Origin of the sequence: Collinsella aerofaciens, from assembly GCF_040926405.1 — a bacterium.
Classification (GTDB): Bacteria; Actinomycetota; Coriobacteriia; order Coriobacteriales; family Coriobacteriaceae; genus Collinsella.
In genome coordinates this window covers 1-23,750 of record NZ_JBCOIG010000006.1, presented here as the reverse complement: position 1 = coordinate 23,750, position 23,750 = coordinate 1, and the positions used below count along the sequence as shown (strand labels likewise).

At 60.4% G+C, this 23,750-nt stretch carries 28 protein-coding genes; 27 read left to right on the top strand and 1 reads right to left on the bottom strand.

From position 1 onward, the window contains the following. Positions 1-68 precede the first annotated feature (68 nt). The 23 genes from yqeB (at position 69) to AB5758_RS03540 (ending at position 14,641) form a co-directional block, all read left to right on the top strand. On the top strand, positions 69-863 hold the full coding sequence (yqeB, locus tag AB5758_RS03650; protein WP_196025270.1) for a selenium-dependent molybdenum cofactor biosynthesis protein YqeB: 795 nt from the start codon (positions 69-71) through the stop codon (positions 861-863). Positions 864-872: 9 nt separating this feature from the next. Beyond that, on the top strand, positions 873-1,916 hold the full coding sequence (locus AB5758_RS03645) for an XdhC family protein (RefSeq protein WP_346964938.1): 1,044 nt from the start codon (positions 873-875) through the stop codon (positions 1,914-1,916). 311 nt (positions 1,917-2,227) lie between these two features. Then, positions 2,228-2,785 carry a 50S ribosomal protein L5 gene (rplE, locus tag AB5758_RS03640; RefSeq protein ID WP_006235260.1) on the top strand — a complete coding sequence of 186 codons (558 nt, stop codon included), beginning with the start codon at positions 2,228-2,230 and terminating at the stop codon, positions 2,783-2,785. A 79-nt stretch (positions 2,786-2,864) separates the two neighbouring features. Then, positions 2,865-3,050, top strand: coding sequence for a type Z 30S ribosomal protein S14 (locus AB5758_RS03635; protein WP_022094280.1), 186 nt, complete (start codon positions 2,865-2,867; stop codon positions 3,048-3,050). 119 nt (positions 3,051-3,169) lie between these two features. After that, complete coding sequence (gene rpsH, locus AB5758_RS03630; RefSeq protein WP_006235262.1) at positions 3,170-3,568, top strand: 30S ribosomal protein S8; 399 nt, start codon at positions 3,170-3,172, stop codon at positions 3,566-3,568. Between the two features lie 33 nt (positions 3,569-3,601). Next, entirely contained in the window at positions 3,602-4,138 is a 537-nt protein-coding gene (gene rplF, locus AB5758_RS03625) for a 50S ribosomal protein L6 (protein WP_368152493.1), read from the top strand. A gap of 75 nt (positions 4,139-4,213) precedes the next feature. Then, positions 4,214-4,582: a 50S ribosomal protein L18 gene (gene rplR / locus AB5758_RS03620; protein ID WP_006235264.1), complete on the top strand. Its 369-nt coding sequence runs from the start codon at positions 4,214-4,216 to the stop codon at positions 4,580-4,582. Positions 4,583-4,596: 14 nt separating this feature from the next. Further along, complete coding sequence (gene rpsE, locus AB5758_RS03615; protein WP_006235265.1) at positions 4,597-5,121, top strand: 30S ribosomal protein S5; 525 nt, start codon at positions 4,597-4,599, stop codon at positions 5,119-5,121. A 2-nt stretch (positions 5,122-5,123) separates the two neighbouring features. After that, entirely contained in the window at positions 5,124-5,306 is a 183-nt protein-coding gene (gene rpmD, locus AB5758_RS03610; protein ID WP_006235266.1) for a 50S ribosomal protein L30, read from the top strand. 3 nt (positions 5,307-5,309) lie between these two features. Further along, the gene (gene rplO / locus AB5758_RS03605) at positions 5,310-5,759 is read left to right on the top strand and encodes a 50S ribosomal protein L15 (RefSeq protein WP_006235267.1); all 450 of its coding nucleotides are present in this window, start codon (positions 5,310-5,312) and stop codon (positions 5,757-5,759) included. Beyond that, complete coding sequence (gene secY / locus AB5758_RS03600; protein WP_035137447.1) at positions 5,753-7,039, top strand: preprotein translocase subunit SecY; 1,287 nt, start codon at positions 5,753-5,755, stop codon at positions 7,037-7,039. Before rplO ends, secY begins: the two co-directional genes overlap by 7 nt. A gap of 18 nt (positions 7,040-7,057) precedes the next feature. Then, complete coding sequence (locus AB5758_RS03595) at positions 7,058-7,684, top strand: adenylate kinase (RefSeq protein ID WP_055252238.1); 627 nt, start codon at positions 7,058-7,060, stop codon at positions 7,682-7,684. Then, a complete protein-coding gene (gene map / locus AB5758_RS03590; RefSeq protein ID WP_006235270.1) occupies positions 7,681-8,469 on the top strand; it encodes a type I methionyl aminopeptidase in 789 nt (262 codons plus the stop codon). The genes AB5758_RS03595 and map overlap by 4 nt, the downstream gene beginning before the upstream one ends. 104 nt (positions 8,470-8,573) lie before the next feature. Next, positions 8,574-8,792 carry a translation initiation factor IF-1 gene (infA, locus tag AB5758_RS03585; protein WP_035137443.1) on the top strand — a complete coding sequence of 73 codons (219 nt, stop codon included), beginning with the start codon at positions 8,574-8,576 and terminating at the stop codon, positions 8,790-8,792. A 150-nt stretch (positions 8,793-8,942) separates the two neighbouring features. Then, entirely contained in the window at positions 8,943-9,056 is a 114-nt protein-coding gene (gene rpmJ, locus AB5758_RS03580; RefSeq protein ID WP_006363204.1) for a 50S ribosomal protein L36, read from the top strand. 14 nt (positions 9,057-9,070) lie between these two features. Beyond that, entirely contained in the window at positions 9,071-9,445 is a 375-nt protein-coding gene (gene rpsM / locus AB5758_RS03575) for a 30S ribosomal protein S13 (RefSeq protein WP_022094275.1), read from the top strand. Positions 9,446-9,459: 14 nt separating this feature from the next. Continuing rightward, complete coding sequence (rpsK, locus tag AB5758_RS03570) at positions 9,460-9,864, top strand: 30S ribosomal protein S11 (RefSeq protein WP_006235274.1); 405 nt, start codon at positions 9,460-9,462, stop codon at positions 9,862-9,864. A 19-nt stretch (positions 9,865-9,883) separates the two neighbouring features. Then, positions 9,884-10,480, top strand: a complete 597-nt coding sequence (rpsD, locus tag AB5758_RS03565; RefSeq protein ID WP_006235275.1) for a 30S ribosomal protein S4 — start codon at positions 9,884-9,886, stop codon at positions 10,478-10,480. Between the two features lie 32 nt (positions 10,481-10,512). Further along, on the top strand, positions 10,513-11,454 hold the full coding sequence (locus AB5758_RS03560) for a DNA-directed RNA polymerase subunit alpha (RefSeq protein ID WP_006235276.1): 942 nt from the start codon (positions 10,513-10,515) through the stop codon (positions 11,452-11,454). 30 nt (positions 11,455-11,484) lie between these two features. Then, positions 11,485-11,952: a 50S ribosomal protein L17 gene (gene rplQ, locus AB5758_RS03555; RefSeq protein ID WP_055287451.1), complete on the top strand. Its 468-nt coding sequence runs from the start codon at positions 11,485-11,487 to the stop codon at positions 11,950-11,952. Positions 11,953-12,044: 92 nt separating this feature from the next. After that, positions 12,045-12,869 carry a tRNA pseudouridine(38-40) synthase TruA gene (truA, locus tag AB5758_RS03550; protein ID WP_368155373.1) on the top strand — a complete coding sequence of 275 codons (825 nt, stop codon included), beginning with the start codon at positions 12,045-12,047 and terminating at the stop codon, positions 12,867-12,869. Positions 12,870-13,072: 203 nt separating this feature from the next. Further along, positions 13,073-14,071: a glycosyltransferase family 2 protein gene (locus tag AB5758_RS03545; RefSeq protein ID WP_368141732.1), complete on the top strand. Its 999-nt coding sequence runs from the start codon at positions 13,073-13,075 to the stop codon at positions 14,069-14,071. 132 nt (positions 14,072-14,203) lie between these two features. Then, positions 14,204-14,641 (top strand): arginine repressor, encoded by a 438-nt coding sequence (locus tag AB5758_RS03540; protein WP_006235280.1) that lies wholly within the window; start codon positions 14,204-14,206, stop codon positions 14,639-14,641. Between the two features lie 187 nt (positions 14,642-14,828). Here AB5758_RS03540 and AB5758_RS03535 read toward each other — a convergent pair whose 3' ends face one another. Next, complete coding sequence (locus tag AB5758_RS03535; RefSeq protein ID WP_368141733.1) at positions 14,829-17,027, bottom strand: transglycosylase domain-containing protein; 2,199 nt, start codon at positions 17,025-17,027, stop codon at positions 14,829-14,831. A gap of 162 nt (positions 17,028-17,189) precedes the next feature. Here AB5758_RS03535 and AB5758_RS03530 point away from each other — a divergent pair, with 162 nt between their 5' ends. From AB5758_RS03530 to AB5758_RS03515, 4 genes are all read left to right on the top strand, one after another. Beyond that, positions 17,190-19,148, top strand: a complete 1,959-nt coding sequence (locus AB5758_RS03530) for a U32 family peptidase (protein WP_238057819.1) — start codon at positions 17,190-17,192, stop codon at positions 19,146-19,148. A 96-nt stretch (positions 19,149-19,244) separates the two neighbouring features. After that, complete coding sequence (gene tyrS / locus AB5758_RS03525) at positions 19,245-20,456, top strand: tyrosine--tRNA ligase (RefSeq protein WP_035137437.1); 1,212 nt, start codon at positions 19,245-19,247, stop codon at positions 20,454-20,456. Positions 20,457-20,842: 386 nt separating this feature from the next. Then, the gene (locus AB5758_RS03520) at positions 20,843-22,663 is read left to right on the top strand and encodes an adenine deaminase (RefSeq protein ID WP_368141735.1); all 1,821 of its coding nucleotides are present in this window, start codon (positions 20,843-20,845) and stop codon (positions 22,661-22,663) included. A gap of 206 nt (positions 22,664-22,869) precedes the next feature. Further along, positions 22,870-23,664, top strand: coding sequence for a Cof-type HAD-IIB family hydrolase (locus AB5758_RS03515; protein WP_238057959.1), 795 nt, complete (start codon positions 22,870-22,872; stop codon positions 23,662-23,664). Positions 23,665-23,750: the final 86 nt, after the last annotated feature.

Here is a 23,750-nt window from a genome sequence, read left to right as displayed (position 1 = left end):
AATCATCAGAGTAGCGGTCGAACCGCTTTTGCTCTGCTCAAACCGTAGCACAGGGAGGTGCCCCGGGAATGCTCGTTTATGTTCGCGGCGCCGGCGATATCGCCACGGGTGTCGCCGCTCGCTTGGTGCGCGCCGGCGTGTCGGTCGTTATGGCCGATATCGCGGTTCCCACGTGCATCCGCCGCACAATCAGTTTTTGCGAGGCTATTCGCCTGGGCGAGGTCCAGGTCGAGGGCATTCGCGCTCGCTTGGCGCAGACGCCGGCAGAGGCGCTCGAGATTACCCAAGCGGGGGATGTTGCCGTCGTGGTGGACCCTCAGGCCAAGATGCTCGATGAGCTTAAACCCGCGGCTGTGGTCGACGCGATTCTGGCCAAGCGCAACCTGGGCACCACGCGCGACATGGCGCCTACCGTCATCGCCGTGGGGCCGGGCTTTACCGCGCCGGTCGATTGCGACGCCGTGGTCGAGACCATGCGCGGGCATTTCCTGGGCCGTGTCATTACCCAGGGTTCGCCCCAACCCAACACGGGCGTGCCGGGCATTATCGCTGGCTATGGCAGAGAGCGCGTTATCCACAGCCCCGCCGCCGGCGTGTTTCGGTCCGACCGCGCGATCGGCGACATCGTGAGCGCCGGAGACGTGATTGGCTACGCGGGCGATTCGCCCATGTGCACGCAGATCGATGGCTGTCTGCGCGGGCTTTTGGCGAACGGCGTGCAGGTGACTGAGGGCTTTAAATGCGCCGATGTCGATCCGCGCGGCGATGCCAGCTATATCAACTACATTTCGGACAAGGCGACGTCGGTCGGCGGCGGCGTGCTCGAGGCACTCGCTATGCTTACCGATATCTTTAGAGGATAGAAGGCGGCAATGGAAAAGCTCGATGCTGTGAATGCGGCGCTTGTCGCCCTGCGTGCTGGCGAGACGTGCGAGCTCGTGGTCGTGGCCGGCACGGCGGGGTCGTCGCCGCGCGGCGTGGGCGCCTGGATGGCCGTCTTTGCCGACGGTAGCCAGGCGGGCACCATCGGCGGCGGCAAGATCGAGCTTTTTGCGCTGGACGAGGCGCGAGAGCTGCTGGCCGCGGGGCAATCGCGTCTGGTCCGCTACACCATGGGCGGCGAGAACTCCGATACCGGTATGATCTGCGGCGGAGCCATCTGCCTGTGCTATCTGCATCTGGATGCGATCCAGGCACCGTTGTTCCAGGAAATTGCCGACGTCTTGACGTATCGACGTATCGGCGACTTCGTCATCGACTTTGAACCGTTTGTCATTCAGGCCCTGGAGGGCGATGTGGTCGAGTACCATGGCGAGGCATCGCGCCATACCATTGCCGGCTGCCCCGAGCTTTCGCTGGTGGAGGAGGGGAGTAAGGTCACCTACACCAACGCCGCCTCCGAAATTCCCGCGGCGCACATCGAGACGCTCTGCCCCGAGGGCCTGACCTATATCTTTGGCTGCGGCCACGTGGGCGCCGCGACGGCGCGGGTGCTCACGGCGGCGGGCTTTGCCGTCGTGGCGTGCGACGACCGCCCCGGCACGCTGACCCCCGATTGGGTGCCCGGTGTCTACGATCGTCGCTTGGTCGATTACAAGAACCTGAGCGAGCTGTGCCCCATCGGTCCGCGCGACCTGGTGGTCGTCGCCACGGCGGGTCACAAGTCCGATATCGACGTGGTGATTCAGGCCATGCGCGCCAAGCCTGCCTACCTGGGCTGTCTGGGCTCGCGCCGCAAGACGGCCTTTGTGCGTGCCCGCCTGGAGCAGGAAGGCTTTACGCAGGACCAGATCGGCGAGCTGCACCTTCCGATCGGCGTTGCCATCGAGGCCGAGGACCCCGAGGAGATCGCCATCTCCATCGCCGCCGAGATGATCCACCTGCGCCGCACCAAGCTCGTCCCCCGCAAGCGCTAATCGCATCCCCACCAATAAGTTGCGGTGAAATACGGATTGTTTAAGCCTGTTAGGCCGCCCAACAGTCCCTATTTCACCGCAACTGCTTGTTGGGACCCATTTGTGCGGGGGAGTTGTGGAGTTGTGCAGGCAGACGAGGTTTTTCTGGAAATACGCTCACGATGCGCGTATAGTACCGATTGTTTTGTCGGCTCCTGCTGCGTCGAGTCCAAACCGCAAAATGCCATGAGCGGCGCGGATGCAGCCAGGAGGCACGAGGACAACCCATCGTGGCCACGCCCCGTGCTTAAAACCCCAAGAAGGAGTGAACAATGGCAGAAGAGAAGTATGTGCCGCGTCTGAAGACCAAGTACAACAACGAGGTCAAGCAGCAGCTTCAGGACAAGTTCCAGTACGAGAACGTCATGATGATCCCCAAGTTTGAGAAGATCGTCGTGAACATGGGTGTCGGCGAGGCCGCTACCGATTCCAAGGCCATCGACGGTGCCGTGCGCGACCTGCGCGCCATCACCGGACAGCAGCCGATGATCACCCGTGCCCGTAAGTCCATCGCTACCTTCCGCCTGCGCGCTGGTATGCCGATCGGCTGCAAGGTTACCCTGCGTGGCGACCGTATGTGGGAGTTCTTCGATCGTCTGACCTCCGTCGCGATCCCCCGTATCCGCGACTTCCGCGGCATTTCCGCCAAGAGCTTCGACGGCCGTGGTAACTTCTCCATGGGCGTCACCGAGCAGCTCATCTTCCCCGAGATCGACTTCGATTCCGTCGATCACCAGCGTGGTATGGACATCACTTTCGTGACCACCGCCAACACCGATGAGGAGGCCAAGGCCCTTCTGGACGCCTTCGGTTTCCCGTTCAAGAAATAGGTTCACCTGCCCTATAAGCGCCGTTCCCACAAGGGGGCGGCGCTTGGGGCGAACAATACTCTATGTGAGGAGGATATAAGTGGCTAAGACATCGATGATCGTCAAGTGCAATCGCAAGCAGAAGTTCTCTACTCGTGAGTACACGCGCTGCCAGCGCTGCGGCCGTCCGCACTCTGTGTACCGCAAGTTCGGCCTGTGCCGCGTCTGCTTCCGCGAGCTTGCACTCAAGGGCGAGCTTCCCGGCGTTAAGAAGGCCAGCTGGTAAGTCACTACCAGCGTTTCAAGCATCAGTTTGGAACAGGGAAAACGCGCTAAAAAGGCTTTGCCGTTAAGGGCGGCGAAGAACCAAGAGCACGTGTTCATCAAGAACGAAGGAGAATCTGTATGAACCTTACAGACCCGATCGCAGATATGCTTACGCGCATCCGTAACGCTAACTCTGTGAACAAGGCCACGGTCTCCATGCCGAGCAGCAAGAAGCTCGTCGAGATCGCTCGTGTTCTGCACGAGGAGGGCTACATCGAGGGCTACGATGTCGAGGACACCGTTCCCCAGAAGACTCTGCACATCACGCTTAAGTATGGTCCCAAGAAGGCTAAGGTCATCAACGGCATCCGCCGCATTTCCAAGCCGGGCCTGCGTAAGTACACCGGCGTTGCCGACATGCCCCGCGTCCGCGGTGGCCTTGGTACCGCCATTATTTCCACCAGCCATGGCGTCATGACCGACCGCGATGCTCGCAAGCACAACGTCGGCGGCGAGATCATCGCTTACGTCTGGTAATTCGCTCGGTAGGTAGAAGGAAAGGAGATCACCGTGTCTCGTATCGGTAATAAGCCTGTCCAGATTCCCGCCGGAGTCGAAGTGGCAGTCAACGGCAACAACGTTGTCGTCAAGGGCCCCAAGGGCCAGCTCGAGCTCGATGTCTTTGAGAAGCTCGCTATCAACGTCGAGGACAACGTCCTCACCGTTTCCCGTCCCGACGACGAGCGTGAGACCCGTGCCCGCCACGGCCTCACCCGCGCCCTCATCCACAACATGGTTGTTGGCGTTTCCGAGGGCTTCGAGAAGAAGCTCGAGCTCGCCGGCGTCGGTTACCGCGTGCAGCAGAAGGGCAAGAACCTCGAGTTCTCCCTGGGCTTCTCGCACCCCGTGATCGTCGAGGCTCCCGAGGACATCACCTTCGAGGTTCCCGACAACACCCACGTGAACGTCAAGGGTATCAACAAGCAGCAGGTCGGTCAGATTGCCGCTGAGATCCGCGGCCATCGTCCTCCCGAGCCTTACAAGGGCAAGGGTATCCACTACGTTGGCGAGCACATCCGCCGCAAGCTGGGTAAGGCCGCCAAGTAGTCGTAACCGACTCACTCGCATAAGACCAGCACCCCGTCAGGTGCTGGCAAGATCAACCTTTTTAGGAGTTTACGTATGAACAAGCATAAGGCGAAGCTGGAAGGCCTCAAGCGTCGTCAGCGTCGTGTTCGCGGCAAGGTCTCGGGTACCTCCGAGCGTCCGCGTCTTCGCGTGACCCGTACTAACGCCAACATCTATGCCCAGATCATCGACGACAGCAAGGGCTCCAGCCTGACGCTCGTCTCTGCCTCGACCCTCGAGGCCGAGTTCAAGGGCACCCACACCTCGAACAAGGAGGCTGCGGAGAAGGTCGGTCAGCTCGTTGGCAAGCGCGCCATCGAGGCCGGCATCACCAAGGTCGCCTTCGATCGCGGTGGCCGTATCTACCATGGCCGCGTCAAGGCCCTCGCCGACGGTGCTCGTGCCGCCGGTCTCGAGTTCTAGGAGGTATGTAGCACATGGCTCGTAATCAGAAGCAGCAGCGCGAGGCCTCCGAGTTCGAGGAGCGCGTCGTTTACATCAACCGCGTGTCGAAGACCGTCAAGGGTGGTCGTCGCATGAGCCTCGTCGCTCTCGTCGTCGTTGGCGACGGCAAGGGCAACGTCGGCGTTGGCATGGGCAAGTCCGCTGAGGTGCCCATGGCCATCTCCAAGGCATCTCTCGATGCCAAGAAGAACATGTTCCACGTGCCGGTGACCGAGCAGGGCACCATCCCGCACGAGGTTCTCGGCCACTTTGGTGCCGGCCGCATCATCATCAAGCCCGCTGTCGAGGGTACCGGCGTTATCGCCGGCGGCGCTGTGCGTCCCCTCTTTGAGCTTGCTGGCATCAAGAACGTCCTGTCCAAGTCCCTCGGTACCGACAACGGCCTCAACATCATCAAGGCTGCCGTCGAGGGCCTCAAGGAGCTCTCCAGCCCTGAGGACGTCGCGGCTCGCCGTGGCCTGACGGTCTCCGAGATGTTCGTCGGTAAGGAGAACTAAGCATGGCTGACACCATCAAGATCAAGCAGGTCCGCAGCACCAACGGTTGCAAGCAGGACCAGGTCCGTACTGTCCGTGCCCTCGGTCTCCACAGGATCCGCGAGGTTCGCGAGATTGCTGACAACGAGTCCGTCCGCGGCATGATCTTCAAGGTCAAGCACCTTGTCGAGATTGTAGAGGAGTAGCAAATGCAGCTTCACGATCTTACTCCCGCGCCCGGTTCCACCAAGAACCGCAAGCGCGTCGGCCGTGGCAATTCTTCGGGTCACGGCACCACTTCTGGCCGCGGTCAGAAGGGCCAGGGTTCCCGCTCTGGCGGCACCAAGGGTGCCGGCTTCGAGGGTGGCCAGACTCCGCTGGCTATGCGCCTGCCCAAGCTTCCGGGCTTCCGTAACCCCCGTCGTATCGAGTACACCGCTGTTAACGTTGAGCGTCTCGAGCGTAAGTTCGAGGACGGCGCTGTGATCGACGGTGCCGCTCTTAAGGCCGCTCGCATCACCAAGAGCGAGTTCGAGCCCGTCAAGGTGCTCGGCAATGGTGAGCTCACCAAGAAGTTCACGGTCAAGGTCGACAAGGTCAGCGCTTCTGCGCAGGCCAAGATCGAGGCCGCCGGCGGAAAGGTCGAGCTGCCGTGCTAAATGGTCTTAAGAATGCTTTCCGCATCAAAGAATTGCGCGAAAAGATTCTTTTTACCATAGCTATGCTCGTCGTGTACCGCATTGGTGCGCACGTTCCTGTGCCCGGCATTCCCTTCCAGGGGATGCTGGGCCTTTTCTCGACCGATAACAATTCGGTCGCCGCAGGTGCTATGGCCCTCCTGAATCTTTTCTCTGGCGGCGCGTTGAGCTATGTGTCGGTGTTTTCGCTGGGCATCATGCCTTACATCACCAGCTCGATCATCCTCCAGATGCTCCAGGCCGTCGTGCCTTCCCTGCATGAGCTTGCCCGCGAGGGCGAGGTCGGTCAGACCAAGATTACGCAGTATTCGCGTTACCTCACCTTGGCTCTGGCAATCCTCAACTCCGTGGGTTACCTCTTCCTCTTTAAGAGCTTCGGCATCAGCTTCAATGGCGCCGGCGCTCCCGAGATCATCTTCGACCTCATGATTGTCGGTACGCTCACCGCGGGCGCCATGCTGATCATGTGGATTGGTGAGCTCATCACCCAGCGCGGTATTGGCAATGGCATGTCGCTGATCATCTTTGCGAACATCATGGCCGGTCTGCCGCAGGCTATCTTCTCCAGCACTGAGGGCAATGCCGGTGGCATCATCACCATGGTGATCATCTGCGCCATCATTCTGCTGGTTATCCCGCTGATTGTTTTCCTTGAGCGCGGCCAGCGCCGCATCCCGGTCTCCTACGCCAAGCGCGTCGTGGGCCGTCGCATGATGGGTGGCCAGACCACCTACCTGCCCATCAAGGTCAACACCGCGGGTGTCGTGCCGATCATCTTCGCTTCGGCGCTGCTGTACTTCCCGGCTCAGATTGCCGTGTTCTTCCCCGGCATCGGCTGGATTCAGGCAGTTGCCTCCGCGCTTTCGACCGGTTGGCTCAACTGGGTGCTTAACGTTGTCCTCATCGTGTTCTTCGCGTACTTCTACACCTCCATGGTGTTCAACCCCGATGACACGGCCGATAACCTTAAGAAGCAGGGCGGCTTTATTCCGGGCGTCCGTCCGGGTAGGGCTACCGCGGCCTACATCAAGAACGCGCTTAACAAGATCACGCTTCCCAGCGCTGTCTTTTTGGCGCTCATCGCCATCGTGCCTTCGATCATCTTCTCCTTCACGGGTAACCATCTGATCCAGGCATTTGGCGGCACGTCCATCCTCATCATGGTCGGCGTCGTGCTCGACACGGTCGATAAGCTCGAAGGCCAGATCAAGATGTATGATTACGATGGATTCTTTAAATAGGCTAGAGGAGGATTGCTCATGAACCTCGTATTGCTCGGAGCTCCGGGTGCCGGTAAGGGCACCGTCGCACAGGAGCTCGTCGCCGAGTTTGGCGTCGCCCATATTTCCACGGGCGACCTGCTGCGTGCTGCCGTCAAGGGTGGCACCGAGCTTGGTATTCAGGCTAAGAAGTACATGGACGCTGGCGAGCTCGTTCCCGACCAGCTCGTGATCGACCTTGTCAAGGAGCGCCTTGCCGCCGATGACGCCCAGCAGGGCTTCATCCTCGACGGCTTCCCGCGCAACACCGCCCAGGCTGTGACGCTCGATTCCGAGCTTTCCGCCATGGGTCGCGAGATCGACTGTGCCCTTCTGGTCGATGTGGCCCCCGAGGTCATTATCGATCGTCTGTCTTCGCGTCGCACCTGCCGCGCCTGCGGTTACACCGGCACCGCTGCCGATGCCACCTGCCCCAAGTGCGCAGGCGAGATGTATCAGCGCGACGACGACAAGCCCGAGACCATCAAGAACCGTCTCGACGTCTACGAGAAGTCCACGAGCCCGCTCGTCGACTACTATCGTGGCCAGGGTCTGCTCAAGTCGGTCAACGGTGACCAGGCTCGCGAGACCGTGTACGGGGATGTCAAAGAGGCTCTCGGTCTATGATCAAGATTAAGTCTGCAACGCAAATCGAGCAGATGAAGAAGGCAGGAGCGCTATCTAAGATGGCGCTCCGCCACGTTGGAGCCATGGTGCGTCCCGGCGTTTCGACTTTTGAGCTCGATCAGCTCGCGGAGCAGATTATCCGCATGCATGGCGGCACCCCGGCCTTTAAGGGTTACGGCGGGTTCCCGGGGACCATTTGCGCATCGATCAACGATGCCGTGGTCCACGGTATTCCCAACCCCGACATGATCCTGCGCGATGGCGATATCATCTCCATCGATACGGGAGCCGTTGTCGACGGTTGGGTCGGCGATAACGCTTGGACGTTTTTCGTCGGCACCCCCACGCCCGAAGCCAAGGCTTTGTGCGAGGTCACGCGTGATTGCCTTAAGGCTGCCATCGAGCAGGCTGTTCCCGGTAACCATATCGGGGACGTCGGTTATGCCGTTCAGTCCCTCGCCGAGTCTCACGGTTACGGCGTGCTTCGTGATTATGTGGGCCATGGCATTGGCCGCGTGATGCACGAGGACCCCAACGTTCCTAACTATGGAAAGAAGGGGAGGGGCGTTCGCCTCCAGGCCGGCATGGTCATTGCCATCGAGCCGATGGTCACGATGGGTTCCAACCATGTGAGCACGGGCTCCGACGGTTGGATTGTTACGACCAACGACCACCTGCCCGCCGCGCACTACGAGAACACCGTCGCCATTACCAATGACGGGCCGGTGATTCTCACCACGGATGCCCAAGGTGCTTGGTGTTCGCTCCAAGGCGGAGAAATGTAACAAGTTCCACTTAGTTGTGGAGCCATTACGAAGTTATTACGATGCGTGCATACGTGTTGTAGAATACTCAATCGCTGTCGTTTTCTAGAGAAAGATGATTGCTTGTGAAGAAGGAAGACGCAATTGAGCTCGAGGGTACGGTAAAGGAACCGCTGCCCAACGCCATGTTTAAGGTCGAGCTCGAGAACGGTCATTCGGTTCTGTGCAACATTTCTGGCAAGATCCGAATGAATTACATCCGTATTCTCCCCGGTGACAGGGTTGTCGTGGAGCTTTCCCCGTACGACCTGACCCGCGGCCGCATCACCTATCGCTACAAATAGCGGCACGCATACACGCACTCCATTTCCGACTGCAGGCTTAGCTCAACCTACGGTCGGATTGTGTGTGAAGACCAGCCATAGTTTTAAACGCCTGCGGCTGGGCGAGTAGATAGTAGGGAAGTAGTTTGAGCGCTACCGAAAGGAAGAACGATGAAGGTACGTCCTTCGGTCAAGAAGATGTGCGATAAGTGCAAAATCATTAGGCGCCATGGCAAGGTCCTCGTCATTTGCGAGAACCCCCGTCATAAGCAGCGTCAGGGTTAAGAGAGGAGACTACGTTGGCCCGTATTAATGGTGTCGACCTCCCGCGTGAGAAGCGCGTTGAGATCGGTCTGACCTACATTTACGGCATCGGCCGCACCACTGCGACGAAGATTTGCGTCGAGTGCAACGTTAACGTGGATACGCGCGTTAAGGACCTCACCGAGGATGAGGTTAACGCCATCCGCGATTATATCGATAAGAACCAGATCATGGTTGAGGGCGACCTCCGCCGTGAGCGCAACCAGAACGTCAAGCGCCTTATGGACATCGGCTGCAACCGCGGCCTTCGTCACCGCAAGGGCCTCCCGGTCCGCGGCCAGCGCACCCACACTAACGCTCGTACCCGCAAGGGCCCGAAGCGTCAGATCGGTGCTAAGAAGAAGAAATAAGGAGCGCTAGATAGATGGCTACTGCTAAGAAGAACGTTCGCGCTGCCCGTCTGAAGCGCGCGGACCGTAAGAACATTTCCGTGGGCCAGGCTCACATTCGTTCTACGTTCAACAACACGATCGTTTCGATCACCGATCCCCAGGGCAACGTCATTTCCTGGAAGTCGGCTGGCCAGGTGGGCTTCAAGGGCTCCCGTAAGTCCACGCCGTTCGCTGCCCAGATGGCTGCCGAGGCTGCTGCCAAGCAGGCCATGGAGCACGGTATGAAGAAGGTTTCCGTCTTCGTCAAGGGCCCCGGCTCCGGTCGTGAGACCGCCATCCGCTCCCTCCAGGCTGCTGGCCTCGAGGTCTCGAGCATCCAGGACAAGACCCCCATTCCGCACAACGGCTGCCGCCCCAAGAAGCGTCGCCGCGTGTAACTGAAAGGATCGTATCAATATGGCAATCGACAGGACTCCTGTTCTTAAGCGCTGCCGTCAGCTCGGGATCGATCCCGCTGAGCTCGGTTACAGCAGCAAGAAGGAATCTATCCGTCAGCCCAAGCGCCGTCGCAAGGAATCTGAGTACGGCATGCAGCTGCGCGAGAAGCAGAAGGTCAAGTTCATCTATGGCGTTCTGGAGAAGCAGTTCCACGGCTACTTCAACAAGGCCCGCAAGATGAACGGCGTCACCGGTGAGAACCTCATGATCATCCTTGAGTCTCGCCTCGACAACGTCGTCTTCCGTCTTGGCTTCGCCCGCACCCGCAAAGAGGCTCGTCAGTCCGTCCGTCATGGTCACTTCACCGTGAACGGCAAGCGCGTGGACATCCCGTCCTACCGCGTCAAGGCCGGCGACGTCGTCGCTGTCGGCGAGAAGTTCCGTGACCTCCTCCCCATCAAGGAGGCCCTGATTTCCTCCGAGCGCTTTGAGGTTCCTGGCTGGCTCGAGGTCGATATCGAGAAGCTGTCTGGTAACGTGCTCGCTCTGCCGACGCGTGAGCAGATCAGCGGTGATATCAACGAGCAGCTCATCGTCGAGCTCTACTCTAAGTAGTCCATCCGGGCTGCTGAGGCTGGAGGTAATACATGTCAGAATTCATTAGGCCTCAGGTTCAGGTCGAAGAGATCAACGAGACGTCTGCTCGTGTCTCCGTCGAGCCGCTCGAGCGTGGCTACGGCGATACGCTGGGTAACTCCCTTCGTCGCGTTCTTCTGTCCTCGCTCGAGGGTGCCGCCGTCGAGGCTATTCAGATCGATGGCGCGCAGCACGAGTTCATGACCATCCCTAACATGGTCGAGGATGTCACCGACATCGTCCTGAATGTCAAGGGTCTTGTCTTCAGGGCTCTCGGCACGACCGACGAGGCGACCGCCACCATTTCGGTTGACGGCCCCTGCGAGGTCACCGGTGCGGACTTCTTTATTCCGTCCGAGTTTGAGCTGGTCAACCCCGAGCAGCACATCGCTACGCTCACCGAGGGTGGCCATCTCACCATGAGCATGCGCATCGGCTATGGCCGCGGCTATGTTTCTGGCGAGGCCAACAAACGCGACAACGATCCCATCGGTGTGATCCACGTCGACTCGCTGTACTCGCCGGTTTCCCGTTGCGCCAAGCTCGTTGAGGCTTGCCGTGTCGGTCAGCACACCGACTACGACCGCCTTGTCCTCGAGATCGAGACCAACGGCTCCATCGCCCCGCGCGACGCCGTGGTCCAGGCTGCCAATATCATTAACCAGCATATGGCTGCCTTTATGAACCTTGCCGAGACCCCCGAGGTCGAGGAGGAGGCTTCGATCTTCGCTCCCGAGGTCACCAACGACAACGCTGAGCTGGACAAGCAGATCGAGGATCTGGACCTTTCCGTCCGTTCTTACAACTGCCTTAAGCGCGCCAGCATTCACTCGGTCCGTCAGCTCGTTGAGTTCTCGGAGAACGATCTGCTCAACATCCGTAACTTCGGTGTTAAGTCGATCGAGGAAGTGAAGGACAAGCTTGAGTCCATGGGCCTGAGCCTGAAGGCTTAATGCTTCGCATATTTGAGGAGAAACTAGACCATGCGTCATAACGTTAAGAAGGGCCTGAAGCTCGGCACCGATGCGAGCCACACCAAGGCCATGAAGAAGAGCCTTGCTAAGGCCCTCTTCGAGAACGACCGCATCAAGACCACCGAGACCCGCGCTAAGGCGCTGCGTTCGGTCGTCGATCCGATCATCACCTGGGCCAAGAAGGGCGACCTGCACTCTCGTCGTCTGGCTATCGCCAAGCTCGGCGATAAGCAGCTCGTTGCCGAGATCTTCGACAAGGCTGCTCAGGGCATGTGGCAGGACCGCAACGGCGGTTACACCCGCATCATGAAGCTCGGTAACCGCAAGGGCGACAACGCTCCCATCGTTATCATGGAGCTCGTCACCGAGCCTTGCACGCCTAAGGCTAAGAAGGCTGCTCCGGCCCCCAAGAAGGCCGCTGCTCCCAAGAAGGTCGAGGCTGCCGAGGAGGCTCCTGCTGAGGAGACCGCTGAGTAGACAATCCGTCTGCATAGGCTATATTCGAGGGGTACGTTCGCGTACCCCTCTTTTTTTGTCGCGATACCGTTGCTTGTTTGTTGGGAGCGCCCATGACTGCGCCGTCTGATTTCAATTCGATTTCCGAGCTTGACGCCACGCTCGTATTTCGCGTGGCCTATGATGGCTCGTCGTATAGCGGATTTTCCGAGCAGCCGGGAGAGACGACGGTTGCGGGTGAGCTACGTCGAGCTATTGAGACGCTCCTGCGCCGTCCGATCGACCTGACGTGTGCGGGACGTACCGATGCCGGCGTGCATGCGGTGGCACAGTTTATCAGCGTGCCCGTAACGGACGCTGAGTTGGCTTTGACGCGCCGTAGGTGGCTGAGGGCTATGGATGCCCTCCTGCCCAAAGATATCGCCATAAACGAGGTCTACAAGGCCCGTAAAGGCTTTTCTGCACGCTTTGATGCGCGTTCCCGTACGTATACGTACCGTATTGCCGATCGCGACGCGCGCCCTGTGCTTTCGCGCGGTGCGGTGTGGTGGCATCGCTACCCATTGGATGTTGAGGCGATGTCTGCGGCCTGTCCCGCGCTGCTGGGCGAGCAGGACTTCAAGAGCTTTTGCAAGGTGGCGTCTGCCGTGGGCAAGCCCACGCACCGCTGCGTGATGCGTGCCGAGTTTGGCCATGAGATTGCGTTTGGCGAGGACATCCTGATGTTTACCATCGAGGGCAATGCGTTCCTGCATTCGATGGTCCGTACGATCGTGGGCACGCTTGTCGAGATTGGCATGCATCGCCGTGAACCCGAGTGGATGCGTGAGGTCATCGATGCTTGCGACCGTACCGCTGCGGGCCCCACGGCTCCTGCCTGCGGCCTTACGTTTATGGGCGTGGATTACGATCCCGCCGAGCTTGTCGTGCTCGACTAGGGGAGGGCTCGGCGCGTCGTGCGTCGGCACCTGTCATCTGTGGGCTGCGCGTGTGCAACATCTGTTCTTGGCGTGCAATACAACCGGTGTCTCATTGCTTTTATTGCCGGGGTGTACCATGAACGACAGTTTGATTCACTGCTGTCGAGAGGACGGATAACTTGGTTCGACGTGGCTCGCATCCGCGACTTTCGGTGATCCTTGTGGTAGAAGGTTCGCCCAGCTATGCGATGCGTGCGCTCGAGAGTATCCAGAACCAAGACCTCTACGATTTGCAGATTGTCGTTGTCTGCCGCGATGCTGCGCCCGGTGTGCGCCATTCGCTTCAAGTTGCTGCCGACAGGGACATCCATATTGATTTGATTGACGTCGAGGACGCGAAGCGCGGCGCTTGTCTTCGTGCCGGTTTTGCTGCCTCGCGCGGCTCTCAAATCATCGCTATGAACGCCGATGAGTGGTTTGCTCCGCAGTCCCTTTCCAAGATGGTCAATATCGCGTGCGATACTACGGCAGACATAGTGCTCCCCACGGTGTCGCTCGACCGCTATGATGCACATCGAGAGCGCCATTCGCGCGTCTTGGATGCTGCTCATATTTCCATTGATAGCAAATCTTCGATGGTGGCCGGGCTGCCTCAGTTGATTTTAGGCGGCCTAGTCGTTCAGACCTCTGGTGTGATGTACAGCCGCTCGCTGTTTGAGGCATGCCTTTTGTGCGACAAGGTGTTTCGCACAGTTGGGTTTATGGCATGCGCGCTTTCGCAGACACGATACGTGTCCGGCTGCGGCGATGCTTGTTTCCACACGGCGGCACCTAAACTTACAGATGCCTTTGATCCCACCATGTATGCCAAGGTATCCGATGACACTCGAGCGCTCGACGAGCTTGCGGACTCACTCTCGGAAGCAGACAGCGGTGGTCGGCTCAAGCTGGCAAGCCAAAAGTTCTACTTTGCCGGACTGGTCGCCTGCATCGAGAATTTGTGTCTGAGCCCGCATGGGGTGTCGTCAATCGAGCGTTCCGCCCGCATGCGTGATATGCTCGATGCGCCTCGAACCCGTCAGATGGTCGCCGCGCTCAAGGATAACCATCGGGGGCTCGGTCTGTTGTTTGGGCCGATCGCCAGCGCCAAGCCCGCGCGCTGCGTGATGTGTACGCATCTGGCAGCTTTTCTTAACCGGACGGGCGCAAAAACCGCCTAAACGGCTCATTTCGAAACAAACTTGCATAGAATTGTTTCGAAATGCGTTCTTATACACAAAAGCCTTCAAATAGCGTTAAACTATTCAATCACTGATTGATTGTCTCCGCCATCTTTTGGAGAGAGGGTTTGTATGGCTAAAAAACGCAATGGGCGCCAGGATGCCATTAGAGATATTGTGCGCAATAAGGACGTCCGCACGCAGCGCGTGCTGGTCGATGAGCTCCGCGCTATGGGCTTTGATTGCACGCAGGCGACTGTCTCTCGCGATATTGCCGACATGGGGCTGCGTAAGCTCCCTGAGGGCATCTATGTTCTGGCAGAGGACCTGCACCTGCAGCGTATGGTTTCCGAGCTTGTAACGGGCGTTCTGCGTACCGATAATCTGGTTATGATCAAGGCTCAGCCTGGCACGGCTTCCGGCATCGCCGCCGCCGTTGATGCGGCAGAGTTGCCCGATGTGCTTGGCTCGCTTGCCGGCAACGATACGATTTTGGTTATTGCCCAGACGGCCGAGGACGGCGAGCGTCTTGAGGCGCTGATCAATAAGCTGAGCAATTCTCGCAAGTAGGCGTGCGGGTCGTGCGCTCGGCACTGTGCGCGTGACATGGTGGCTTGTAAGGGGTATCGACGTTGGTCGGTACCCCCCCTTTGTTTGCCGGTATAAAGACCGTCCACCAGGTCACTTTAAATTAAAAGGCCCCCGAGCACTTTAATAAGCTGCTCGGGGGCCTTGTTGCTAATGGCCGGATGAATTTCTAGCCGACCGTATCGTCAGGCGTGGGCGAGGGGTCGGGAGTGGGCGTAGGCGTGGGCGTAGGCGTGCCGCCATCGCCGCCGGTCGAACCACCAGTGGAGCCGCCCGTCGAGCCACCGGTCGTTCCGGTGCCGCCGGTGGTGTCGCCGCCCGTGGTCTCGGTCGTCGTGGTCGTCGTGGTAGTCGTTGTGGTGGTTTCCTCTTCGTCCTCGTTCTCGTCCTTGTCGTCGTTCTCCGTCTTCTTGGTGTTGTTGGTGCCGTAGAACTTCCAGACGCTGTTGCTCTTGTAGGTGGGCGCCGTTCCGGTCGCAAACTCCTCGCGCTCGGTGCCGGTCAGAACGGTGTTCATAAACCGCTTAAAGACAGGCAGGTTGGTGCTGTCGCCCAGCAGGTCCGTGCCGTATTTTTGGATGGGGATCTCACCTGCGGAATAGCCGGTCCACAGGGCGCACGCCAGCTGCGGGGTATAGCCGCAGAACCACAGGTTGGTGGTGTTGTCGGTGGTGCCCGTTTTGCCGGCATAGGGCTGGTTGACGTTCAGCGCGCCGGCGGCACCCGTGCCGCTGCCCTGCATGACGCCGGATAGAACATCGGTAACCGCGGCAGCCTCGCCTTCGGTGAGCACCTGCGTGGGATTGTCGGTGTGCTGGTACAGAACCGAGCCGGTACGCGAGTCGATCTCGGTAATGGCGATGGGCTGACGGTAGTAGCCACCGTTGGCAAACGTTGCGTAGGCCGATGCCATCTCGAGCGGTGAGATGGACCCGGTGCCGAGCGTCATGACGGGAACGTCCTCGATATTGTCCTTGGCGGGATCGATGCCGAGCTTTTTGACGAGCGACATGATCTTGTCATTGCCGATGGCTTCGGCCACCTGAATGTAGCCGGTGTTGGATGAGTATGCCGTTGCCTGCTTAAGCGTGATGTTGCCATAGCTCTGGTTGCCGTAGTTTTGCACCTCGGTCGTGGTGCCCTTGGCCTTGAGCGGCGAGTTGCAGTTGAGGGTGACGTTGGGGTTCATACCGTTTTGGATGGCAGTCGCCAGCGTAAAGGCCTTAAACGTGGAGCCCACGGGGCGCTTTGCCGTAGCGTGGTTCACGTGATTCTCGTCGGCGTTGTAGTCGTAGCCGCCTACCATGCACTTGATGTAGCCGGTCTTGGGGTCGACGACGACCATGCCCATGTCCAGGCCGTCGAGCGAAAGCGTGTCGAGCTGCGAGCGCACAGCCTCCTCGGCCACCTGCTGCATGGTGGGGTCGATGGTGGTCTTGACGGTCAGACCGCCCTTAAAGAGCACGTCGGTGGAGAACTCCTGCTCAAGCAACTGTTTAACGTAGGAGACAAAGTAGGGCTGAGAGTACACATCGACGCCACTGCCCGAAATCTCGGTCACGTTAAGCGTGATGGGCTCAGCCTGCGCGGCATCGTGCTCTTCCTGCGTGATGTGGCCCAGACGCAGCATGTTGTCCAGAACCTTGTTGCGGCGGGACAGCGCCAAGTCGGGATTAACCGTGGGGTCGTACTGCGAGGGCGAGTTGGGAAGGCCGATCAGCAGCGCGGCCTCGCTCAGGGTGAGGTCGGCGGCGGTTTTGGACAGATAGGTCTCGGCGGCGGCCTCGATGCCATATGCTCCATGGCCGTAGTAGATGGTGTTGAGGTACATCATGAGGATCTCGTCTTTGGAGTACATGTCCTCCATCTTGACCGCGATGTAGGCCTCGCGCACCTTACGCTCGATGGTCGAGTCGAACTGCTCCTCCTGCAGGATGGTGTTGCGCACCAGCTGCTGGGTGATAGTCGAGGCGCCTTCGTGCCCGCCGCCGAGGGTTGCCACCGCAGCACGCGCGATACCCCACAGGTCGATACCGCCGTGCTCGTAGAAGCGCTCGTCCTCGACGTCAACGGTGCCCTGCAGCACGTAGGGGGAGACCTCGTCCTTGGTGATGGACTTGCGGTTTTGCGTGTAGAAGCTCGCGATCTTGTTGCCGTTGCAGTCGACGATCTCGGTGGGCTCGCTTACCAGATACGCGTTGGCGTCGGTGTAGTCGGGCAGATCGGAAAGCCAGCGGTTGACGTTGCCGACCATGCCGATGCCAAACGCGACGCCCGCAATCAGCAGAAAGCCCAAAAACGAGAGCAGGATTATGGGCAGAGCATGCGTCTTTGAACGGCTGCGTCCCTGTCGTTGGCGAGGACCCATATATTGACCTCCAGGTATGTCGTGCCGGGCGGCGGATGTGCCGTCGAGGCAGGATGGACATAAGTTATTACACGATAAACCAAACGGGGCGCGCGATGCCTCGTGTATGCTGGAAGACGGCATTTTTCAGAGTGAATGCATACCTTGGTAAGGAGTTTGCCGATGGCGATTCGGGCGATGGGGCCGAGCGGACAATACGAGACTGGATTGGATGCTGCCGGTGCGGCGCTGCCCGAGCTGCTGGCGCCGGCGGGCGGGCTCGACCAGATGCTTGCGGCCATCGCCGCGGGCGCCGATGCCATCTATGCGGGGTTGGGCGGCTTTAACGCCCGCGTGAGCGCGCATGGTTTTACGGATGACGAGTTTGCGCGCGGCTGCGCCGTGGCGCATGCCCATGGCGTGCGCGTGTACGTGACGCTCAACGTGTTCGTGTTTGACGATGAGCTGTCCGATGCGGTGGCGCTGGGAGCTCATGCACTGGAGCTGGGCGCCGATGTTCTGATTGTGGCCGATGCCGGGTTGGCCTGCGCGCTGCATGCGGCAATTCCGGGGGTCGAGATTCATCTGTCCACCCAAGCGGGCGTCCATAGCAAGGGCGCCGTGCGTTTGGCGGCTGACGAGCTGGGGGTCGAGCGCGTGACGACGGCGCGCGAGCTGACGGTCGACGAGATTGCGGCGCTATGTGCCACGGGCGTGCCCATCGAGGTATTCTGCCACGGTGCGATTTGCATCGGCTATTCGGGGGCGTGCGAGTTCTCGGCCCTGCGGCGTGGGCGCTCGGCGATGCGCGGCGACTGCACGCAGCCGTGCCGCCTGGCGTACGACCTGGTGGACGAGGCGGGGCAGAGCGTTGTCGCCGTCGAGGGAGATCGCCTGCTGTGCCCGCGCGACTATCTGGGTATTGCGCATCTGCCCGAGCTTGTAGATGCCGGCGTGGCGTCGCTCAAGATCGAGGGGCGCATGAAGAACCCCGATTACGTATTCAACGTGGTGCGGGTGTGGCGCCGGGCACTCGATATGCTGTGCGACGGCGCGTGGGACCCCGGTGCCGTGGAAGAGCTTGAACGCGAGCTGGGAAGGTCGTTTAACCGTGGGTTTACCGATGCGTACCTGCGAGGGCGTTCGGGTGCCGAGCTGATGAGCTTTGAGCGCGCAATTAACCAGGGCGTGCGCGTGGGGCGCTTGGTCGCTGTGGGCCACGAAGAGGTGACCGTTGAGCTCGACGCCGCCGTGGCGGCGGGTGACACGCTCGAGATTCGGTTCTATCCGGGTGCCGACGCGCGTCCCGATGTGCCCAAGCGCTGGCCGCAGGTGCCCTGCCCGGTGGATGCCGCAGCGGGGAAGCGCGTCGTCGTGCATTGCAAGCGTAAGGTGGACACGGGCTGCGAGGTGTACCTGATTCGCAGCGCCGGCGTGTTGGATCAGACGGCGGCAGTGTTGGAGCGCATGCGGGCCGAGGCGGATGCGATTGCGCCCGTTGCGCGTGCCGTTGAGGTGCTGCCCTTTGAGGGCGTTGCGGTGGATGGCGGTGCGTCCACGGAGTTGGTGGAGTGCGCGGTTCCCACTCGCATGGTTTTTGCTTGGCAGCTGATGGATGCCGACCCGCGCGGAGAACTTGATTTGTCCGACGCCGTTGTGGTGCTTGACGAGGTGTGCCGCACGGGTGACGCTGACTGGACCCGCTCACTGATACAGCGTGCCGGGCGCGTCGTCTGCCGCAACCTGGGACAGGTGGTGATCGCTCGCGAGCTGGGCGTGACGTTTGACGTGGCGGCGCCGGTGTTCTGCGCGAATCGGGCCACGCTTACCTGGCTGCGCGGACTCGGTGCGGGGCGGGTGTGCTTGCCGGCGGAGTTGCTCGGCAATGATGCGGAGCGTATTGCCGAACTGGCCGCTGAACCCGGCGTCTTGGGTCCGGTCGACGCCGACCGTCCCGAGCTTATGGTGTGCGAGCACTGCCTGCTGACCGCCGAGGGCGTCTGCGCCACCGATGCGACGGGACAGGTTCGTTGCCGCGACTGCTTGCGTCGTCGGCAGGCACGCTATCTGGTCGAGCGTGACGGTACACGTCTGCCAGTTGCCATTGACGCATGCGGCAGGACGAGGATTTTCCTGTCGTAGGTGCCGCGTCGCGTCAGTTTGTTATCATAAGAGAGTTTATGGACTTCCAGCACCGCCGTTTTCGGCGAGGGTGCTATAGCAAAAGGAGGATACCCAATGCTGTCTGTTGACGAGCAAATGCGTATCATCACCTCGGGCGCCGCGCAGATCGTTCCCGAGGCCGACCTTCGCAAGAAGCTTGAGAAGGGCGAGCCCCTCAACATCAAGCTCGGCGTCGACCCCACCAGCCCCGACCTGCACCTGGGCCACGCCGTGCCGCTGCGCAAGATGCGTCAGTTCCAGGACCTGGGCCACAACGTCACCCTCATCATCGGCAACGGTACCGCGTTGATTGGCGACCCTTCGGGCAAGAATTCCACCCGTCCGCAGCTTTCGCAGGAGCAGATCGAGGCCAACGCCGAGACCTACGTGAGCCAGGCCATGAAGATCCTGGATCCCGAGAAGACCACCATTGTGCACAACGGTGACTGGATCCTTTCGATGGACCTGGCCGGTCTGCTGCAGGTGTGCTCCAAGTTCACCGTCGCCCGCATTCTTGAGCGCGATGACTTTACCAAGCGCTACCAGTCTCAGACGCCGATCGCCCTGCACGAGTTCCTGTATCCCGTGATGCAGGCTTTCGACTCCGTGCAGATCAAGGCCGACGTGGAGATGGGCGGCACCGACCAGCTCTTCAACCTGCTCGCCGGCCGTGAGCTCATGGAGAAGATGGGCATGGAGCCGCAGATCGCGCTCACCATGCCGCTGCTCGAGGGCACTGACGGCGTGCGCAAGATGTCCAAGTCATACGGCAACTACATCGGCCTGACCGACGCTCCCAAGGACATGTTCGGCAAGACCATGTCCATCCCCGACGAGATGATCGGCAAGTACTATCGCCTGGCGAGCTCGCTCACCCCGGCCGAGGTCGACAAGATCGACGCCGCCCTGGCCGACGGCTCTGCCGATCCCTATGAGCTCAAGCGCGCTCTGGGCCGCGACCTGTGCGACACCTACCACGGCGCCGGCGCCGGCGACGAGGCTCAGGCCGAGTTCGACCGCGTATTCAAGGAGGGCCAGCTCGCCGACTTCCCCGAGAAGCACGTTGAGCTGACCGTCAACGACGAGGGCCAGATCTACCTCGCCGGCCTGCTCAAGGACCTGGGCCTTTCGGCGAGCGCCGGCCAGGCTCGCCGCGATATCGACGGCGGTGGCGTCAAGATCAACGGCAAGGCCGTGGCTCCCAAGAGCTATAACATCGATCCCAGCGCCCTCAAGCTGGGCGACACCCTCTCCGTAGGCAAGCGCAAGGGCTTTAAGTTGGTTTAGTTACGCGGTTTTACCAAACCGCGTAACGACTCGACGCTGCGCGGGCCGCATTTGGACAATCTGACGTTCAACTTCAAGGGCGCGACCAGAAGGTCAGCGCCCTTTCGTTTCACGTCACCTTGTCTCAAATGCGGCCCGCTCGCTGTCGTTGCCAAAACATCGGCGCTTCCGTGGTTGGCACTTGGGGACGTTCCTTTTGTGCCGGCACTTTGGGACACTCCTTGTCATTGGTGCAAAGTAACCTGCCCCCATTGCGCCAAGCGGCGTGTGCCGTTAAGCGGAGAGGCGTATTGTTGACCCATCGTTTGGGCATACAATGGCTATTGGTTTGCTGCGGTGAAGGTCTGTCCGCTCCGCAGCTTTTTTCTACGGTTAAAGGAGTATGTATGTCCGTTGAGGTCATGAGGTCTGTGATCGAGGCCGCCGAGGGGCGCGTGCCCGTCGACACGCTGTTTACCAATGCGCAGATTGTCGACGTGTATGGCCAGCGTGTGGCGCCCGGTAGCGTTGCCGTCAAGGACGGTGTAATCGTCGGCGTGCTCTACGATGGTCGCGACGATGCCGCTGGCACCTACGAGGCAACTGAGGTCATCGACTGCCAGGGTTGCTATCTCACTCCCGGTTTTATTGACGGGCATCTGCATATCGAGTCTTCGAACATCCGTCCCGCCGAGTATGCTCGCATGGCCGCGACGCGCGGTACTACCACCGCCATTGCCGACAGCCACGAGATTGCCAATGTTGCCGGTCTCGACGGCTTGCGCTTTATGATAGAGGATGGCCGCCGCGCACCCATCTCCATCAAGTACATGATGCCTTCGTGCGTGCCCGCGCTGCCCGACGAGCAGGCCGGTGCCGTTATTTCGGCTGCCGATATGCAGGCGTTTTTTGCCGAGCATCCAGGCGATGTCTTTGGTCTGGGCGAAATGATGAACCTGCCGGGCGTCTTTATGGCCGACCCCGAGACCTGCGCTCGCATCGATGCTGCCAACCAGACGCCGTCCAAGCAGGTTGACGGCCACGCGCCGCTCGTTGCCGGTAAGGACCTCAATGCCTATGCCGCAGCGGGCATTATCGCCGACCACGAGTCGACGATTCCCGAGGAGGCACTCGACAAGCTATCCCGCGGCATGTATGTGATGCTGCGTGAGGGCACGTGCAGCCACGACCTGGCCAATTTGTCCCCGATGCTGCTGGAGAATCCTGCCCGCGCCCGCCGCTGCTGCTTTGCGACCGACGATCGCGCTCCCTCCGATGCTCTTTCGACCGGCATGATCGACAATGCCTGCCGCGTGGCTATCGAGGCCGGTATCGACCCCGTGGTCGCCATCTCTATGGCGTCCCTTTCCACGGCTGAGGCATTTGGCCTGGACCACGGCTGCCGCGACCCGCACGAGCTCCGCGGCGCGATCGCTCCGGGCAAGCGCGCCGACCTGCTGGTGCTCGATGACCTGACCTTTGCCACGGCCCCGCATCGCGTATATGCCGCCGGTGCTCTGGTGGCGCAGGATGGCACCTTTGTGGGCGAGATCGCACCCGAGACGGCCGAGGTCGCAGCGCTTGCCGATGAGCTGCGTGCTTCCGTTAAGCTGCCGAAGCTATCGCTCGACGTGTTCGACTATGCCTTTAAGCCGGGCGAGGCGGTTATCGATGTGATCCCGGGCATGGCTATCACGGGCATGGTCCGTCCCGAGAGCGCCGAGGACTTGCGTCGCATTATGCTTATCGAGCGCCATGGCCGCGGCGTGTCGCTGCAGGCCGAGGGCGCCGATGGCGACGGTCCCGCCGGCATGGGGCTCGTCGGCAAGCATATCGGTCGCGGCTGGGTGCGCGGTTTCACCATCACGGGCGGTGCCATTGCCTCCACGATCGGCCACGACTCGCACAACGTGTGCGTGGTGGGCGACAACGCTGCCGATATGATGACTGCCGTTGAGGCCGTGGGCCAGGGCGGCCACGTGCTGGTGCGCAACGGCGAGGTCGTGGCGCGCATTCCGCTGCCGCTCGGTGGCCTGATGAGCGAGGGCACGGCCGAGGACGTTGCCGCGCAGCACGATGACTTTATGGTCAAGGCGCGCGCCATGGGTATTGAGCCGCCGCTCGACCCCATCATGGGCATCATCTTCCTGCCCCTGCCGGTCATCCCGACGCTCCGCATCCGCCCCGAGGGCATGTTCGACGTTACAACCTTCACCTACGCCGACTAGTCATCGGGGACGTTCTTAAACGACTAGTCATTGGGGACGCTCTTTGGCGGGCTGCCTGACGCTGCGACCGTAGGGCCTCTGGCATGTGTGAGCTATTTGCCAGGTCCTTGTAACGTTTACGCCCACGGAGTCTTATTTGAGCTCCCTTTGGGTACGTTGGAATCGGATACGCGTTCGATTCCAACAAGCCCGAAGGGAGCTTTTCTATGTTTAAACTGATTGCATCCGATATGGACGGCACACTGCTTGACGAAAACGGCCAGGTGCCTCCCGAGACCTACGAACTGATTCTGGCGCTACACGAGCATGGTGTGCATTTCGCTGCATCGTCAGGTCGTCGCTACGATCGCCTGTGCGAGTTCTTTGCGCCCGTTCGCGACAAGATGGACTTTGTCGCCGCTAACGGCGCCCAGGTCTACGCCGACGGTAAGATGGTAGACCGTGAGGTGTATTCCCACCTGGCGATTCGAAGGCTCGCCCAAGCCGTCAGGACGTTTCCCAATCTGCATCTTGCGCTCTTTGACCGAACCAAGTCCTTCCTGCTCGATGACGAGTGCAAGTTCGTGCGTGAGGTCGATAAGGACCTTCCCAATGCCGAGCGCATTTGGGAGCTGCCCGATCCCAGCGTAAATATCATCAAAGCGAGTATCTTTTGCGACGACAGTGCGGTTATGGACAGCGCGTACGTGCTACAGCGCGAACTTGGTCAGCTCTTTACTTTTGCGCCTTCGGGCAACGCGTGGATCGATGCCATGCAGCCTGGTGTGTCGAAGGCCTCGGGTATCGCGCAGCTCGCGGAGCATTACGGCATTGGTCGCGACGAGGTCATGGCGTTTGGCGACTCGATGAACGACTACGAGATCATTCGCTTTGTCGGCACGGGCTGCGCGATGGAAAACGCGCGCCCCGCGCTCAGGGCGGTGGCCGATCGTGTGGTGGGTTGTAACCGCGACCACGCCGTCCAGCAGGAGCTCCGTCGCGTGCTGGAGAGTCTCTCCTAATCCGGCAGATGGGGACGTTCCTTTTAATATGAGCAGGACATTGTCAAGAGGCAAAATCGGGCCTGGCCCCAACGATATGGGGTCAG